Source organism: Sulfuriferula sp. (genome assembly GCF_054605375.1).
The window spans coordinates 1-16,675 of the sequence record NZ_JBTSEG010000044.1; the positions used below are offsets into that span (position 1 = coordinate 1).

The window sequence follows — 16,675 nt, forward strand, 5'->3', positions numbered from 1 at the left end:
GCCATCAGCGGGCATTGAGGTTCCCGAACTGGTCGCTCCATAGCTGACTTTGACAAGCGCTCGCCTTGGTACCTGAGCCACCTTGGGATGACAGCGCTCAGGCGCAGACAGATGGCGCAGGCCGCGCGGTGGGGGGCAGAAGTACGTGTCATAAAGCGTTGGCAGCTATGGAACTCATAGCGAGTGATGCAAGGCGGCACAGGCCTTGCGTACGGCGTCTGCGAGAACGCCCTGCAAGGGGTGCGGAGCTGCGATGTCCGGAAGAAGCATATTCACCTGGTAACCGATGGCAACGGTAAGCGGCCGCACTACTAGGTCCGGTCCGCTGAGTTCCAGTGCGGTGAGCGGGTTTACGATGGCAACGCCCAGGCCCTGACGCACCATGGCGCAGACGGCCACTGCGCTCGTGGTTTCAAGCAGGGTTGCGCGATGTACTTTAGCGTCCTCGAACATCGCATCAATGGCGGTTCGATACGGGTCGCCAACCGCGAGACTGATGAAGCGCTCGCCTGTAAAGTCGCGCGGTTGCAGTCGCGCCTTGCGGCACAGGCTGTGATCACGTGGCAAAACGGCCACTTCATTGACCTTCAGCAAGGGCTGCAAGGCAACTCCAGCAGGTGCCTCTTGGGTTTCACTAAGTCCCAGGTCAAAACGCTGTTCACTCATGGCTTGCTCCAGCCAGGGCGACTCTATGGGATGCACGCTGACTCCTAGTTCAGGATGTGCACGTGAGAGATATACCAGTGCGCGGGGTACCAAGGCATGAGCCAATGCCGGCAAACACGCAATGCGCAAGCGACCTGTCACTTGCGTGCGCAATTCGCTGGCGCGCGCTGCGATCTGTTCCAAGCCTATAAACGAGCGTTCTACTTCCTGCATCAGCGCAAGTGCCCGCACGGTAGGGCGTAATCGGCCCCGCACCCGGTCAAAAAGGTTAAACCCCATCAACTGCTCCAGACGCCCCAGCTCGCGACTCAAAGTGGGCTGGCTTGACGCGCACGCGTCAGCTGCACGCCCCAGGTTGCCGTGCAGCATGATGGCGCGAAACATCGTCAGCTGGCGATGGGTTAGATTCATATCAATATTGAATAGCTATACAACAAGAGTAGCATTGATTGAATTGATTATGAAGGGGATCATCCACCCATGAACCCTTTTACTCCCGCTACCCTCACTTCTTTGGCCCAGCAGTTCGGTACCCCGCTGTGGATCTATGATGCCGCCACCATAACGCGCCAGATTGCCGCTCTGCAGTTGTTTGACGTAGTGCGTTTCGCTCAGAAAGCCAACTCCAATACACACATCCTTCGCCTCATGAAGCACCAGGGCGCAGTGGTGGACTCGATGTCCTTGGGTGAAATCGAACGCGCGTTGGCTGGTGGTTTTACGCCGGGCTTGCACAACGGGCACGCAGACATCGTGTTCACGGCTGATCTGCTGGACCGCGCTTCGCTTGCGCGCGTGGTGGAACTCAATATTCCCGTGAACTGCGGCTCCATGGACATGCTGGACCAATTGGGTGCGGTCCATACGGGGCACCCGGTGTGGCTACGCATCAACCCAGGTTTCGGGCATGGCCATTCCAACAAAACAAATACCGGTGGCGAGCATAGCAAGCATGGCATCTGGCATGGCGATCTAGTTCGCGCCTGCGAAAAGATCAAGTCCAACGGCCTGGCCTTGCAGGGCCTGCACATGCACATCGGTTCAGGCGTGGACTACGCGCACTTGCAGGAAGTGTGCGGTGCCATGCTGAAGCTGGTAGAGGTAGTGAATGCGCAGGGTTTGGACCTGCACGCCATCTCCGCGGGCGGCGGTCTGTCCGTTCCCTACCAGGCAGGTGAACCCACCATTGATACGGCGCACTATTTTTCATTGTGGGATGCCGCGCGCCATACAGTGGAACAACTGCTGGGGCACCCGGTGAAACTGGAAATAGAACCGGGCCGCTATTTAACGGCCGAGTCCGGCGTGCTGGTCAGCGAGGTACGCGCCACGAAGCAACAGGGCGCCAACCATTTTGTGATGGTGGACGCCGGCTTCAGTGATCTGGCTCGCCCGGCCCTATACGGCGCCTACCACGGTATGGAGTTGATCCACTCTGATGGCACAGCGGCTAATGGCCTGCAGTTTGACACGGTGGTTGCCGGACCTCTGTGCGAGTCGGGAGATGTGTTTACGCAGGGAGACGGTGGCGTGATGTTGCACCGGTCCTTGCCGCAGGCGCAGGTGGGAGATCTGCTGGTGTTGCACGACACCGGTGCGTATGGCGCCTCCATGTCATCGAACTACAACACGCGCCCGCTGATTGCCGAAGTGTTGATGGAAAATGGTGAGCCCCGGCTTATTCGACGAAGGCAGACGGTGGCTGAGCTGCTCGCGCTGGAAGCGGTGTAAGGCAGCACACAATAACCTTAGCAACGCAAATCTGAGGCGGCGGTAGAACGTCTTGACTGATGGCGACATGGTTCTGGCGCCACCAGTGCAAACCACACACAACCTGCTCTACTCCTTGCACACGCTGCGCTAGTCCCGGTGCGGCGCAGGTAGATAAGAAAACCCTCACGTTGGCGCCGTGGATTTCATCCACCGGTCCGGCTCCAGCCCGAACGGGCATACGCAATTCAAATGTGAGTCGATGGATTTACGGACAACCGCAGGACTTCCAGCTACCTGCCGTTCGCGACCGTCTCCTTACGCTGCGTTGCTGGCGCTCTGGTCAACTCGACGAAGGGCGGCTTAGGGTCGAAAGCGCCACTTCAACATTGTCGAAAGCCGACACTGCCGAGTGTCGTGTATCAGGATGTGGTGACCGTCAGCAAAGGCCGAGGATCCGCCCGTCATGGTGATTGCGGCGAATGGCCGGAACCGGCCAAAGCTGCCGGAGGTTCTGCGACCGAGGAGCGTCGACAATAGAACGCAAAGCTGTCAGCGCAAATTCACAGAATTCTGGACACACGCTCAACCTACCAACTGAGCCGTCTTCGGGTCATAGACCACTTCGGTAATCGACCCATCCCGTATACGCTGAACCGCTTCATCAATCACATGGAGCGGCACCAGGAACCATTCCCTTGGCTTGACCGGATGTCCGAAGCGGTCTTCGATGGTCAAGTCAAGCTGTGCTGCACCGAATAAGCGGTGAAAGATGTTTTCCAGCCTGGTGCGATTCAGGTTGTGCAGCTTGTAGGTGGCAACGATTTCCACATCAGCCAAGAGATAGGTCGCGTCCTTTTCTGCGCCTGCGATGCGGGTCTCCACCTTGCCGCCGGTTACGCCGATCTTGTGGATAAGCTCGCGGTGCTCGGCAACGAAGGGGTGGCTGGATAGGCTGCGCAGCACGTAGATGGTTCCTGTTTCAATATCGTCTGATTCTGGCGCATCGCCAAACAGCGGCCCCATGTCCGGGTCGGTCAGGCGGCGGCCGGTGTCGTCCTTGTAGAGCGCCCGTTGTAGAGAGCGGCGCAACAAGTTGCTTTCCGTGCCGTTGGCGTAGATGACGCGCAGACGCGCATCGCTTTCGCCGTTCGGAGCTTTGATGGTTTCGCCGGTCTCGGCCACGTAGGCGAGTTGCCCGCCAACGATGAAGTAGTTCCCGCTGGCAATGCTGGTATCGCGTCCAAAGCGTCGCGTTATGCGAACGCCCGCCTTCAACTCCCGCTCCACTTGCTCAAACAGCGGTTGAAACTTGTCAAAATCCGCACACGGCGTGCGGTCGGCAATTTCCTCTGCCGCACGCTTTTCAACGCTAGAACGTACATAGCGCAGCACAGTGATGTCGTTCTGGTCAGCGGGTTTATCACCAATACCCAGCTCGGCCAGCAAGGCATCTTCGTCCAGGCCTTCCACATCGACATGAACAGCTGCCACACCAGACAGCAGACCTGGGCCATCCAACTCAGCCAGCAGGGTTTGCGCTCCCGGCAACTTGCGTAGCTGATCCAGGCGCACGGCATACAGGCGCTCGAAGATGTCACGGCCCTCGCCATGCTGCGGGGCGCGACCATGCGCTTGATGAAATCGCAGGATGTCCTCAAAGCCCGCGATGATGCGTTCCTCGCGCGGGGTTCGGCTGGACGTCTTGAGTGGAGCAACCTCTACGCCCAGCGCATCCAGCAGCTCGTCATCGTCCATCTCAGCCATTGCCTGACTCTCCTTGCGCCTGTGTCGCCTTCGCTTGTGCGCGGTAGCGCGCCAGCGCAGCCACGCCTTCAGCCATGCGTTTTTCCCATGCATCGACGGAGTTGATGTCCGGCAAGCGGCCACGCTCGTTCTTGAACTGCAAAGCGCGTTTTGCCAGCTCGCGGGCTTCGTCTTCTGGGATGCTCACCTTCTTGGCGGCAATGCTGGCCTGCACCTGGCGCAGCGATTTCTCATCCATCGCTTTCGCCAGCACCGCATAGGCGGCATCGAAGGGGTTGATGCGGTCGATCAGGTCAATGTCCAGGTCGCGCACATTGACGAATTTGCGCACCCCATCCAGCAAGGCCGTATTGCCTTGCATCGCGTCGTCGCCTGTACCACCGCCATTCGCATCGGCCTGCGCCAAGGCCAGTTTGGCCTGCTGGGTGATATTCATGGCCGCGATGGCGTGTTGTCGGATGGCTTCCTGGTCAACATCACTCAAGTCCGGATAACGCTCGCGCACGATCTTGCCCATGCGCAACTGCGTCAGCTCCTCGGGCAGCGTATTTTCCTTGTCGAACAGACCGCGCTCCAGCGCAATCTTGTCTTGCAGAAAACTGGTCACGACTTCGTTCAAGTCCTCCTTGCAGATGCGCGTGGCCTCCGGGCTTTGCGGCGTTGCCAGCCCGTTGATCTCGACGTGAATCTGGCCGGTGTCCGTGTTCACCCCGATGTTGTGGCCGCCTTCCTTGTAGCCTCCCTCACCGTATTCGAAGCCGCCCAATGGGCCGTTGTCTTTGGGGGTGAACTCATAGCGCGGAGCCAGCACCTGTTCCATCAGCAGACTGGCGGAAATGGCTTTCAGCATGTCGTTCACCGCTTCGGCCACGGCGGCCTGTTCGGCTGCGGGTTCGGCGATCAGGTTGGTGAAGCGCGCCCGTTCCTTGCCCTCGGCATCACGGGTAGCGCGGCCAATGATCTGCACGATTTCGGTCAGGCTGCTGCGGTAACCAATGGTCAGTGCATGTTCGCACCAAATCCAGTCAAAGCCTTCCTTCGCCATGCCCAGCGCAATGATGATATCCACGTGGTCACGGTTATTCTTCTGCGCTGGGTCTTTCAAGGCAGTAAGCACTTTGGAACGCTTGGCCGGGTCGCTGTCATCCACCAGGTCAGCCACCTTTAGCGTACGGCCCCCACGGTCCTGTATCAGATGGAAGCCGGTGACCGGGTCAACGCCTTTCCATTCGCCCAAGCCGTGCATGATTTCGTTCACCTCGCGCTCCTTGTCTTTGAGGCTTTCACGGGCATTCACATTTGGAATATGGACGATGGTTTTCAACGCCGGGTCCAACACCTTGGTGACGGCATCAACGTAAGGGCCTGTGTAGAAGAAGTAACCGATATCCAGCGATTTGAGCCATTGGTAGCCGTTGAGCTGCTCGTAGTAAGTGTAAGTGATCGTCTCGAATCTGGCTTCATCCACCGGCCCCAACACGGCCTCGCTGTCGCCTCGAAAGTAGGAGCCAGTCATGGCCACCAGATGCACCTTGTCGCGGGCGATGAACGCGCCCAACTGACTGCCCAGCTTGTTGTCCGGGTTGCTGGAGACGTGGTGGAACTCGTCGATGGCGATCAAGCGGTTGTCGAACGCCTGGACACCCAGCTCTTCCACTGCAAAGCGGAAGGTTGCATGCGTGCAGACCAGTGCCTTGTCGGTACTTTCCAGAAACTTGCGCACCGCGTCCACCTTGGACTTGGCTACGCGTGGCTCGTCCACACCAGGGGCATTGCACAGGTTCCACTGCGGGGCCACCTGCCAATCCCAATAGAAGCCGTGCTGGCTTAAAGGTTCGTCTGCGAAGCTGCTGCCAATCGACCGCTCCGGCACCACGATGATGGCCTGCTGCAAGCCCTGGTTGTTGAGCTTGTCCAGCGCGATGAACATCAGCGCACGGGATTTTCCCGATGCCGGTGGCGATTTGATCAGCAGGTATTGCTCGCCGCGCTTGGCATAGGCGAGCTCCTGCATGGCGCGCATCCCCAGCGCGTTGGCCTTGCTGGATGCGCCCGTGCGTGCGGTAGTGATGGACACCGATGGCACGGTGTAGGCGTTGGTCGGGTTGGTCGTTGTGTTCATGGCATTTGTTCGAGAGTAAAGGGTAGGGGGCGTGGCTCATAGCGGCTCATAGCGGCTCATAGCGGCTCATAGCGAATCAAAACTTTTTTGCTCGCATCTAAAATGCAACGCTTTGTTAAGTAACGGTATTTATTCGTCATCCCGGCGTGTGTAGCGGTTTCCGCTAGGTGAGAATCAAAACCCAATCAAAATTTTTCCAGCGCTCATAGCGGCTCATTCTCGCTCAAGGTGTAGAACGCCCAACGCCGCTCGCCATGCTTCACCAGCCTGCCTTCGGCCTTGAGCCGCTTCAACAATTTAGCAGCCTGATCTCCCGTTAGATGGCACAGCTCGATGACCTCACTGCGCTGGACACGGCCATGATGTTGCACGTGGCTCAACACCATCTGCTCATGCTGCAAGCTGCTGAATCCCGCCTGGCGCGTGTACGCAACCTGTTGGCCTTCGGCTCGATACATCTCTGCCGACAAGGTATAGCTACGGTTACGGGTGTTGCCATGTGCCTGCACCAGCCCCGCCTCCACCAACCACTCCAGTGTGCGGCGGGCTTGGATTGAATCCCTGTGAATATGGCGGGCGAGTTCATCCATGCTGAGACGTTTCTGCTCGCGCAAGACAGCCAGTGCAATCAGGCTGTCTATGGGCAGCGAGGCTCCGTTCTGCCGGTTCTCCTGCTCGACTACCAGTTGCAGGAAAACCTCGTCCGCATCCCCTGTCGCCAGTTGCAAAACCACATTGTTGCTATCGGTGCGGCTGTAGTCTGGCTCGGGGCGACCAAAGCGCAACATGCCACGATAAATCTTGTCCACGCCGCGCCCGGATCGCTCAACAATGCCGATACGCTTCATGGCATCGGCCAGGGCCGGATTGCGCGGGCGCGGCTCGGTGGTCAGCAGATTGAGCAGCGTGACACCTTCGACCAGACCGCCTGGGTTGCTGACGGCCAGCCCCTGGTCATCCAGACGCACATGCACGGCACCCAGTCGGTGATAGTCCCGATGTACCAAAGCGTTGGCCACAGCCTCGCGGAAAGCGCCCATGTCGACCTTGGGAACAGGGACGCGGAACAGGCCGATCTGCACCTCTTTTTCCGGGTTGTAAGGGCGAAAATTGGTTTCCAGCCAGTCCAGCGCCTTCAGCAGCGGAAATCGCCGGAATTCGTTGAATGACACCGTTTCCCGCGCCAGTACCTGAAAAGCCAGCTCGTGCGTGGGCACCCGCTCGCGCAGCGCGCTTTCGCGGCCTATCACCAGCAGCCCGGTCAAGGTGGGAACACGTTCTCCGGTTTGCGTGCGTGTACTGAACCCCAGCGCGCCCTCCAGTGCCTCGTCATCCAGCTCCAGCAGCACTCGGTCGCCGCCATACTGGCGTATGGCCTGGCGCAGGCGTTCCCGCTCTAGCGGGTCGAAGTCGGCCAGTGTCGCCCCGGCAACGGCTTGCGCCGATGCATCCGCCAGCCCGAAGCTGCCTGCCCGGCTGCTGCGATCATGTGGCAGCATCGGCACACACTCCGGCAAGCCATCCTGCTTGAGGCGGCGGCGCAGATACACCCCTGCCGTCGTCGCCACGTCTGATGCGGACTTGGGAACAGCGATGCGCGCCACGCGGATGCCCGCAATGTCGAACGCTTCAACCGTCACCGCCAGGGACGGAGACGTTCTGGCCGCAACCAGGCCCGGCAAACCAGCCAGATTCTGATGGACTTCATGCAAGCCGGAGGGTTTTCCATCATCTTCGACGCCCAGCCAGAGCTCTCCGCCTTCGGTATTGGCCAGACACACGAGTGCCTCAACCAGCTCATCATCGGACAGGCGCTTGCGGTCGCTCTTGAATTCGACGTTTAGCGTTTCAGCCTGTGGCAAAGGCAAGGAAGGGCGCGGCTTTTCCCTACTCATGCTTTCTTCCCCCTTGTCGCTTTCGGTGCGGCTTTGGCTGCCGCCGTCATCTTCGTATAAAGCTCAAACAGTTTTTCCAGCCGCTCGGTATCGTTCTTGAAGCGGCGGCCGATGTAGATGCGCTCCAGCACTTCGTCGTTAAGCGCGTGGGCGTGGCGCAGATTCTCCGGCATGGTGTCCGGGTCGTACAGGTCGGCGATGGTGGCGGGGAAATGCGCTTCGCGGGCAAGCAGGATTGCCTCGGCGCAGGCGGTCAGATCAGCCTTGTTCTGTTCGGTGAGCAGCGGCACGGGGAAGGTGTTCCAGCCGAGGGTGTTTGAATACGAAAAGTCCATTCTCATACGGACACAAACATTGGCAATCCAAACCAAGTGCATACGGCTGGTAACGATTGAGAGGAGCCATATCTCTGGGTTATAAATAACGGCTGCACGATCGGATGCAACGGTAAAATCATCAGTAAGCCCCGCAGGTAAATATGGCCTGCGCTCAGAAGAAACTCTGGGAACAATTAGTGCAGTTCCTTCTCTATGTGGAGCGAAAACAAAACGATGCGGCGTGTCTGCATTTGCGTTGGCTTGCTGGCCCTTACTTTCTCTACGCAATGCCCTGACTTTCTCAAGTCTCGCGTCAATATCAGGTATCAACCTCGCTTCATTGACAAACTTATCTTCTATCCAAATACAAAAGCGTGGCACGCCATTGATGAACTCGCTTGAGCCAACGTATTGCTTGATAAACTTTCTTGACTGCGGGAATTTGTGAACAAGAGCATCCTTTTCGTCGCGGTCTAGTATTAGATTGCCGCCGTCCGTTGGCTTATTCCCGTAATCCATCCTTGGAAGGCCATTGATTGGCTTGGCGGCTTTTTCAACAATCACGTTCCCCATAGGTATCAAGTAGGGACCGATATTTTCTACAGTTCGCCTTTCTTCCTCTTCGTAGATTACCTTTCGCCCCACCTTCTCGGAGGCAATGCCAACAACAACGACAGTTACGCCAGCATTTTTGTTTGCAAGGTTGCTCCAGTGGAATGGTCTATGAGCGAAGAATATCTCCAACTCCTGCTCGAAAATCAGCGGCCAAAGCATGGCCACTTGTTCGCCTTGGCAAATTGACTTCGTTGCAACAAAGGCGCATCGACAGTTTTCAACAGAGTGTATGTAGTCAGCGGCTTTAATGTACCAAGCAGCAACGTAATCCAAGTCCTTGAAGCTCTTTGCTCGAGCGGAGAATAGCAAGGCCAAGTCCCTTTGTTGCTCTTCGTCGCGCCAACGACTACCCAAATACGGTGGATTGCCACAAATATATGTCTCGCCACCTTCGTTCGCGAAGTCGATTTCCGTTTGATTGAGCGGCGTGCCAAATAGGTCATCGGAGAGAACTTTTACCCCCGTGCCCGTGGAGGGGCAGACGCTCAACCAATCCAGCCGCAACGCATTGCCGCAAACAATCCAGTTCTGTGCATCCAGCGGCAAAAACTCCGCCAGCGCATCCTTCTGTCCGCGATACAGCACGTCGCACTGGAACTCGGCAATGATGAGCGCCAGTCGGGCAATCTCTGACGGGAAGTCGCGCAGTTCGATGCCCCGGAAGTTGGTCAGCGGTATCTCGCTGCCCAAGTGCGGCTCACCCCGGCGGCGGTTGATTTCCGCCTCAATCTCGCGCATCTGCTTGTAGGCGATGACCAGGAAGTTGCCGGAGCCGCAGGCCGGATCGAACACGCGGATGCGCGCCATGCGTTTGCGCAGGTTCAGCAGCTTGATTTTGTTATCGCCCGCCTCATTCAAAGCGGCGCGCAGGTCGTCCAGGAACAAGGGGTTCAATACCTTCAGGATGTTGGGCACGCTGGTGTAGTGCATGCCCAATGCGCCGCGCTCTTCGTCATCGGCGACGGCCTGGATCATGCTGCCGAAGATGTCGGGGTTGATCTGTTTCCAGTTCAGGCCGCCGGTATGCAGCAGGTAGGTGCGCGCCATGCGGGTGAAGCGCGGCACGTCGGTACTGCCGGAGAACAGGCCGCCATTCACATACGGGAAGCCATTGGCCCAGTTCGGTAAACGCGGCTCGGCGTTGGCGCGCTCCGCAACCTTGATGTTCATGGCGCGGAAGATGGCTTGCAGCACCTCATGGGTGTTGCTGCCGTCGCGCTCGCCCATCTGCTCGATGGTGTGGGTGAACAGGCCCTCGCCATTGAAGATGTCTGTGTCTTCGGCAAAAAAGCAGAACACCAGCCGCGCCATGAAGTGGTTCATGTCGGCGCGGCGTTCGTCCCTGGCCCAGTCCGGGTTCTCACTCAGCAGTTCGACGTAGAGCTTGTTCAGCCGCACGGTGGCGCGCACGTCGACGGGGTTGTCCTTGATTTCCTTGATGGTGGAGATGCCGGCCAGCGGCAGAAAGAACCCGAAATGGTTGGGGAAGTCCGGATACGCGCAGGCGATGGTTTCGCCACCGGCCAGCTCTTCGGCCTCAAGAGTCTGCCCGTCGGTGGCGAGAATGAACTTGGCACGGGCTTTGGTGGTAGCCGGGCTGGCGCGCAAAGCCTTGAGGGAAGCACCCACGGTGCCTGCTTCGCACACGGCAATATGGATGTTGTTGCGCTGGAGTACGCCACCAGGCACATCCGAAGCGTTGTTGTTGCCCGTACGCAGGCGCTTGAGTGCCGTGTCCTTATTGCCGAAAGCAGCCAGGAACGCGAACGGAAACTCAGCCGTGTCGAAGGGCTGAAGGGCCAGGTCCGATATGGCTTCTTCGATTTCTACTGCATTCATGGGGCATCTTGCCTTTATTATCTTTTCCCGCCCACGTCCGACTGAGGATCATTAGCTGGCACGGAACTGCGAGGGTCACATTGTAGACGGTTGTCCGTGAGACCATGTAGCGTTCCGCGGTCTAGCTTTACCGGGATGGTCGAGGCAGACATCAGTCTGCTAGATCACCTAATGTTCGACGATGGTGACGAGCCGTCATTCGAGGTTTAGTTTTACCACGGCCAGCAATTAGCGATATTGCTGACATTCCCAGCTAGACAGCCCAACGGCAGCAATTGGCACAGTTCTGACGGCCGCGATGGTCAGTTTCGGACCCAATATAGTCACTCCGTAAGGTCGACTAACGAAAGCACCGTTCACAATTCGTGCAGCCGCTGTTGCAAAAATTCACGGCTATCCGGGGCAGCAATGCCGAGCATAGAGTTCGTATGTACAAGCTGTTTGGACCGCTCATTGGGCCAGTCATGGCAATCATCATCCACGGCTAGCCAGCGCGCAATCCTGTGACGTTGGGCGTGACGGCTAATTTGGTCGTAACGCGAAAGTCCGCGCCACCAGTCCTGATTCATCGCGCTATGCCACGTAGCGCCGATCACCAGTTTCGCAAGCGCCTCCGGCAGCCATGCTCGCGCTCCAGAAAAAGATAAAACCCGCACCCAACTTGTGGATAGAATAATTCGTACGTCAGGATACGGTTCTAAATATTCTGCAAGTAAAGGCGCCCATTCAAACAAGCCAATTCCGTCACATTGCAACACTATCTGGCCGCGAATGCGATAAACCTCTCCGGGGTGCAAAACACCGTCGAAATCCAGGTACAGAATGGGACCATCAATCGGCTTGTGCATATTAGAAATACTCAATTCTGGTGCGATACGTTGCAATTTATAGATGTGTCCAGCAGCCGAATTCGAGGCTTGCGTTTAAAAAAAAGAGGATTTCTTCATTTCACCACTGTTGCCCAGAGGGTATTCTAATTTTTAATTTCAAGCACAAATGGTGTTCCACATACCTTGATGCACTGCTCTTTTTTCCATTCACATTTACCAAGTCCGTAATTTTTTGGTTCTTGTTTTATTTGTCATGCTCAGGATTGCCGCTGGCTATTTGCGCGAGATAAACCGCGCGCATTTCTTTCAAGTCTTCAATTACTTTCGTCCAATACATGTAGCCTATATCCCCATCCTCCATGCTGAGTTTGAATAAAGCTTTCAACAGTCGGAAAAATTCTTCATCGGTCATCATAATTTTCACCTTTTTTAACGCTACGCTGGTTTGCTTAGCGTTGACCATCAAGCCAATCCTGAAAATCCCATGCATAGATACAGCCCATGGGGTTCGATTCTTCTTCGATTACAGGACGAGTGCTGTGCGCCATGCTGCACGTAAATACGGTGCGCGCAGGCTCCGGAATATCCCTCATCCGCACAAAGGAAATACCGGTTTTTGATGTGTGTACTGGCACGGTCCTGCTCAAGGGCTGAGGGCGTTTGGGTAGCCGTTCCTGCAGCATCAATGTGCGGCACACTGCGCGGAGCACCAGATCCCATACGCTGCTTGCCCGACGCGGATAGCGCTTGAGCAGGGCATGGCGCACCCCCACCAGATCGTCGCCGGTCACACACACGTCGTAATCTGCAATTTCGCCGCCAGATACGTTTTCAATCGTGGCCGTCCCTAGCACACGCCTGCGAGTTTCATCACCCCCGGGCACTAACTCAACGGTTACCCTCAGCATCCCTCAGTCCTTGTTGCTAAAAAAAGAGGCAGGCGTTGCGTTCTCAATTATTGCCCGGACGAAAGCCACGACCGGTGCAAAATATCCTTGTGGCGTTTCGCGCATTGCAGACCAAAAAAAGAACTTGATGTGTCTCAGCTGTAAGTTTGTATGCATATCCCCTCGGATTCACGTAGACCAGCGATATCAGCTACCGCCGCAACGGAATTATATGTCATCTCAACCCATAGTCAAAGTTATTAACCATATGTATCAACGCCTTACGCAACTATTGCTATAGTGAATTTCTAGCCAGTTGAGTTGAGGCAGTTTAAAAGACCATGCGGAACGAAGCGAACAATGCTGGTCCACGCGAGCGAAGTGATTGTGGTACGTACAGTGTATTGCCCTTATGTTGTTCTTCTCTCAGGGCTGGCATACCGACACCCATGAGGTCTGTTTGAACTGGTCGTAGGTGTCATCAGTCGTGCGGATACGGCGGATAGTGGAGGAGTGCTATCTTCGAGTAGACAGCAAATGCCTATCCTCGCACTCGCGGGGATAGGCAGGTTCATGGATTTTCGCGCAGTTGAGGATGCACGCAGCCGGAGGATCGGGTCTGTGAGGCACCGCCGATTGCATGGTGAGCTGCGTCCAGCAGCGAATGCTCGGGGGGAGCCGACCCCGTGAGCGAGCGACAGCGAGCTAACGAGCCCAAGCGAGTGCCAGGGGTGGGGGGCGCAGCCCGTCGTCCCCGCCGCTGCGGGGCAAAGGCATTTTTCAGTGAGCGAAGCGAACGATGAACCGCGCGGGGTCCCCGATTGACGCGTAGCGGAAAGTGGGGAAGCGGGTCAGAAAAATGCCTTTGCCCCGGAGGGGAAGGGGCCCGCGAAGCGGGAAGGGGACGACCCTACTGCGACCAGGAAAGACGGCGTCCAGCCGGCTTAGACAGCCCGCCCCCACCAGGGGGGAGCGCAGGGACAGGGATGACGGTCCGGGTACTTGCCACCAATTTAACCGTACACCCCAAAACAGGGGTGGGGGTTGGACTGTGGGTAGCTATATGTGTTTGCAATCTTGCATACCACATGAGTACCCCGCAATGCTATCCAACACGCGACAAACTGCTGCAAACAACGAAACCGCCATCCTCATCTATCTACACCGGTTTGGCTGGCTTAAAACCCGACAAATCGCCGCGCTGGTGTGGCCGGAATCCGCCGAAGGGGGCGGCTACAGCATGGCTCAAAGAACTCTGCGCAGGCTCAAGCTTGCGCACAAAGTGATCCCGAAACTCGCACCGGATGGCGCAACGATTTATGCCATCGGACAAGGGGGTGCCAAATTCTTGCGAGATTTCGCAGGGCTTGAGGATGCGAAAACTACCCGTGACTGCATGCGCTGCCTGACGGCCTACGATCACCGAGCCCTCGCAAACGACATCGCGATCGACTGGATCGCCAAAGGAAAAATCGCCTGGACCGAGCACGAAATTCAGACCGGGCGCGCACCCCTCAAAGTGCTGCGCGGCAAAATCCCCGACGTCCTGCTCGACTGGACAGAAAAAACCATCGCCGCGGACGGCGAAGTGGTACTTGCCTGGGGAGAAATAGAGAACACCTGGAAGTCGAACAAGGAGATGGACCGGATGTTGGAGTTTTTTTGCGCCACACTCGGGGCTGTTGACGGGCAGGGGCTACCCCGCCAATTTCGGGAGCCGATCGACGTCACAACAAGCCTGGGTTATGGGTTGATTGTCATCCACACACAGGCCGAACTGGAGCGAATTATTCGCAAACTTTCGGCAAAGAAAGCTGCAGAACCCTACACCTATGCATGGGAATCCGTAGCAAATGGACTATTCATCCAGGGAAATACGGGGAATATCTTTCCAGTCAGCCGCTGGCTAGACTAAAAAAGTGGAGCATGGCAGGTCAAATGAACACCTTAATCTGCCTTTCAAAACACCCAAAAAAATGGGGCAGGAAAACCTGCCCCAACGAATGATGAATCAGCTAAAAATTATGCTTCGTTTGTAGTTTGTCCTTTTTTGACTTCCATTTTGGTGGATTTGAGTCCCAGTTGCTGAAACATTTCCTGCATTGCTTTCAAACTGATCACGGCTTCTTGGGCTTGCTGTTCTGCCGCAATTTTTTCCACTTGTAGGCTTTCGACCTGGGCCGCGAGTTCATCGACCTGCAGCGCCAGGGCATCTGCGAGAACAGTCAGCTCACGCTGACTTTCCTGTGATGCTACACGGGCACTGTGCAGCGCGAGACGTTCTGATGCAACAACTCCGCTTGCAATCTTGCAGGCTTCTTGCCATAGACCTTTTGTTACATCCATCAGACTTTCCGGGACCGGCCCGGTGACCTCAACAGGAATCAAACCGCGGGTGAGCACCAATCTTATGGCTTCTGAAATAGTCGTGAAACTGCCCTTCCCCGCAACACGGCGAACCGACTGAAGCGTAACTTTTTCGCCCTTGGTGAGCATTGTTTCCACAATTTCAACATATTTTTCCATACACATAATTTGCTCCATGACTATTAGTTGTAGTGACGTATGTAAATGCGATGTAGCGATGTAATCGATGTGTAAATTGGATGTAGCGGGCTTCACCAAGTTACAAATACGAATTTTCGTTACAGTGCGTTTACACATCCGTGTAGCTACTGAAGAAAAAAATTAGCCATTTTCTTGCAAATTATTTTTTGGCGTGGCGTGGCGTGATGAGAACCACTATTTTTGCCATACATCAAATCAGCGCATGGCTACTCAGCGGTACCAACTGTTATTTAACCCATTTTTTCAAGTAATTCGTCGAGGCGTGGATGGTAGTACCGCAATGCCATTTGCAGGGTGCGCCAGCCCATCACCTTGGCAAGTTCCTGTGCGCTGAAAATCCGTGCAAAACGAGAAGCGGCTTCGTGTCGAAGGTCGTGAAAGCGTAAGCCTTCAATGTTTGCCCGTTTGCGGACGATGCTGAATGCACAGCCCAGTCCATTGCTGTCGCAAAAAGCCGCGATAACACGTTTGTCAATTGACCTCGGCAAGTCTTCCAGGATTTTTACCGCGCCTCGTGTAAGGGGGACAGTGCGCGAATCGCCATTTTTAGATTTCTCGAGCCGGATGGCGCGATCCTGCAGGCGTACCTGTGGCCAAGTGATCGATAAAATTTCACTTGCGCGCATGCCGGTTTCGATGGCAAGCCCCACGGCTGCGCCTAACCAGGGTGCCGTTTTTGATGTAGCGCAAGCGATCAGCAGGCGCTCTTCTTCACCCGCCTCCAATCGCCGCTCTCTTGCTTTGCCGGGTGCGGGTTTTTTGATTTTCAGAACAGGATTGTCGAGGCTTTCAAGCCCCCAGTCCTGCAGCGCCACGGTGTACAAATGACTGATGATTGCGAGGTCCAGTCGGATCGTACCCGAGCTGACGAATTCCCTGCGCTCTCGAATGTACGTGGCGATATCCGCCCCTCGGATCTGTGATAACGGGAGCTTGGCAAGCGGATGTTTTTGCCATACGACGATGCGGCGCGCTTCTGTCCTGTGAGAGCGCTTCTGCGAGCTTACTTCATGAGCATAACGGGTCAGAGCTTCGTGCAGGGTGGTTCGATCCGCTTCCTTAGTTGAAACGTAACGACCTGAATCCATCTCGGATTCGATGGCTCGCGCCCACGACTCCGCATCGCGCTTAGTTTCGAAGGTTTTTGTCTGGCAGGGATAGCCTTTGCGGCGAATTGTCGCTTGAAATTGATACGAACCGCGTTTGATGATGGTAGCCATGCGTGTCTCCAATGGTTGGGACACCGTATAGCTACGAGTGCAGCAGAATTGCAGCAAAAATTGATTTTGCGCAAAAAAATGGCTAGACATTTAGTCTAACCATTTGATTTATTTGGCTCCCCGAGTAGGATTCGAACCTACGACCTGCGGATTAACAGTCCGTCGCTCTACCAACTGAGCTATCAGGGAATTAAGAAGCGCGAATGTTAAAGTAAGCAGGGCGTTTGGTCAACAGTGTT

The 16,675-nt window shown here is 56.1% G+C and carries 12 protein-coding genes and 1 tRNA gene; 2 read left to right on the forward strand and 11 right to left on the reverse strand.

The features are described from left to right. Positions 1-174: 174 nt before the first annotated feature. A complete protein-coding gene (locus ACYCZJ_RS15550; RefSeq protein ID WP_461555138.1) occupies positions 175-1,077 on the reverse strand; it encodes a LysR family transcriptional regulator in 903 nt (300 codons plus the stop codon). A gap of 69 nt (positions 1,078-1,146) precedes the next feature. Here ACYCZJ_RS15550 and lysA point away from each other — a divergent pair, with 69 nt between their 5' ends. Further along, positions 1,147-2,397, forward strand: coding sequence for a diaminopimelate decarboxylase (lysA, locus tag ACYCZJ_RS15555; RefSeq protein WP_461555139.1), 1,251 nt, complete (start codon positions 1,147-1,149; stop codon positions 2,395-2,397). Between the two features lie 564 nt (positions 2,398-2,961). On the opposite strand, the gene ACYCZJ_RS15560 is transcribed toward lysA, so the two are convergent. The 7 genes from ACYCZJ_RS15560 to ACYCZJ_RS15590 all read right to left on the reverse strand — a co-directional run bounded on the left by ACYCZJ_RS15560 (position 2,962) and on the right by ACYCZJ_RS15590 (position 12,669). After that, the gene (locus ACYCZJ_RS15560) at positions 2,962-4,143 is read right to left on the reverse strand and encodes a GIY-YIG nuclease family protein (RefSeq protein WP_461555140.1); all 1,182 of its coding nucleotides are present in this window, start codon (positions 4,141-4,143) and stop codon (positions 2,962-2,964) included. Next, complete coding sequence (locus tag ACYCZJ_RS15565) at positions 4,136-6,265, reverse strand: DEAD/DEAH box helicase (protein WP_461555141.1); 2,130 nt, start codon at positions 6,263-6,265, stop codon at positions 4,136-4,138. The genes ACYCZJ_RS15560 and ACYCZJ_RS15565 overlap by 8 nt, the downstream gene beginning before the upstream one ends. Positions 6,266-6,468: 203 nt before the next feature. After that, entirely contained in the window at positions 6,469-8,160 is a 1,692-nt protein-coding gene (locus ACYCZJ_RS15570; protein ID WP_461555142.1) for an ATP-binding protein, read from the reverse strand. Next, the gene (locus tag ACYCZJ_RS15575) at positions 8,157-10,931 is read right to left on the reverse strand and encodes a class I SAM-dependent DNA methyltransferase (protein WP_461555143.1); all 2,775 of its coding nucleotides are present in this window, start codon (positions 10,929-10,931) and stop codon (positions 8,157-8,159) included. The genes ACYCZJ_RS15570 and ACYCZJ_RS15575 overlap by 4 nt, the downstream gene beginning before the upstream one ends. Before the next feature lie 356 nt (positions 10,932-11,287). Beyond that, a complete protein-coding gene (locus tag ACYCZJ_RS15580) occupies positions 11,288-11,815 on the reverse strand; it encodes an HAD domain-containing protein (RefSeq protein ID WP_461555144.1) in 528 nt (175 codons plus the stop codon). A 190-nt stretch (positions 11,816-12,005) separates the two neighbouring features. After that, positions 12,006-12,224 (reverse strand): hypothetical protein, encoded by a 219-nt coding sequence (locus ACYCZJ_RS15585; RefSeq protein WP_461555145.1) that lies wholly within the window; start codon positions 12,222-12,224, stop codon positions 12,006-12,008. After that, entirely contained in the window at positions 12,211-12,669 is a 459-nt protein-coding gene (locus tag ACYCZJ_RS15590) for a hypothetical protein (protein WP_461555146.1), read from the reverse strand. Before ACYCZJ_RS15590 ends, ACYCZJ_RS15585 begins: the two co-directional genes overlap by 14 nt. A 1,081-nt stretch (positions 12,670-13,750) precedes the next feature. Here ACYCZJ_RS15590 and ACYCZJ_RS15595 point away from each other — a divergent pair. Beyond that, a complete protein-coding gene (locus tag ACYCZJ_RS15595) occupies positions 13,751-14,563 on the forward strand; it encodes a hypothetical protein (protein ID WP_461555147.1) in 813 nt (270 codons plus the stop codon). 107 nt (positions 14,564-14,670) lie between these two features. On the opposite strand, the gene ACYCZJ_RS15600 is transcribed toward ACYCZJ_RS15595, so the two are convergent. The 3 genes from ACYCZJ_RS15600 to ACYCZJ_RS15610 all read right to left on the reverse strand — a co-directional run bounded on the left by ACYCZJ_RS15600 (position 14,671) and on the right by ACYCZJ_RS15610 (position 16,625). Next, on the reverse strand, positions 14,671-15,174 hold the full coding sequence (locus tag ACYCZJ_RS15600) for a DNA-binding protein (RefSeq protein WP_461555148.1): 504 nt from the start codon (positions 15,172-15,174) through the stop codon (positions 14,671-14,673). 272 nt (positions 15,175-15,446) lie between these two features. Continuing rightward, positions 15,447-16,436 (reverse strand): site-specific integrase, encoded by a 990-nt coding sequence (locus ACYCZJ_RS15605; protein ID WP_461555149.1) that lies wholly within the window; start codon positions 16,434-16,436, stop codon positions 15,447-15,449. Between the two features lie 113 nt (positions 16,437-16,549). Beyond that, positions 16,550-16,625: transfer RNA gene (locus tag ACYCZJ_RS15610), tRNA-Asn, on the reverse strand. Positions 16,626-16,675 lie beyond the last annotated feature (50 nt).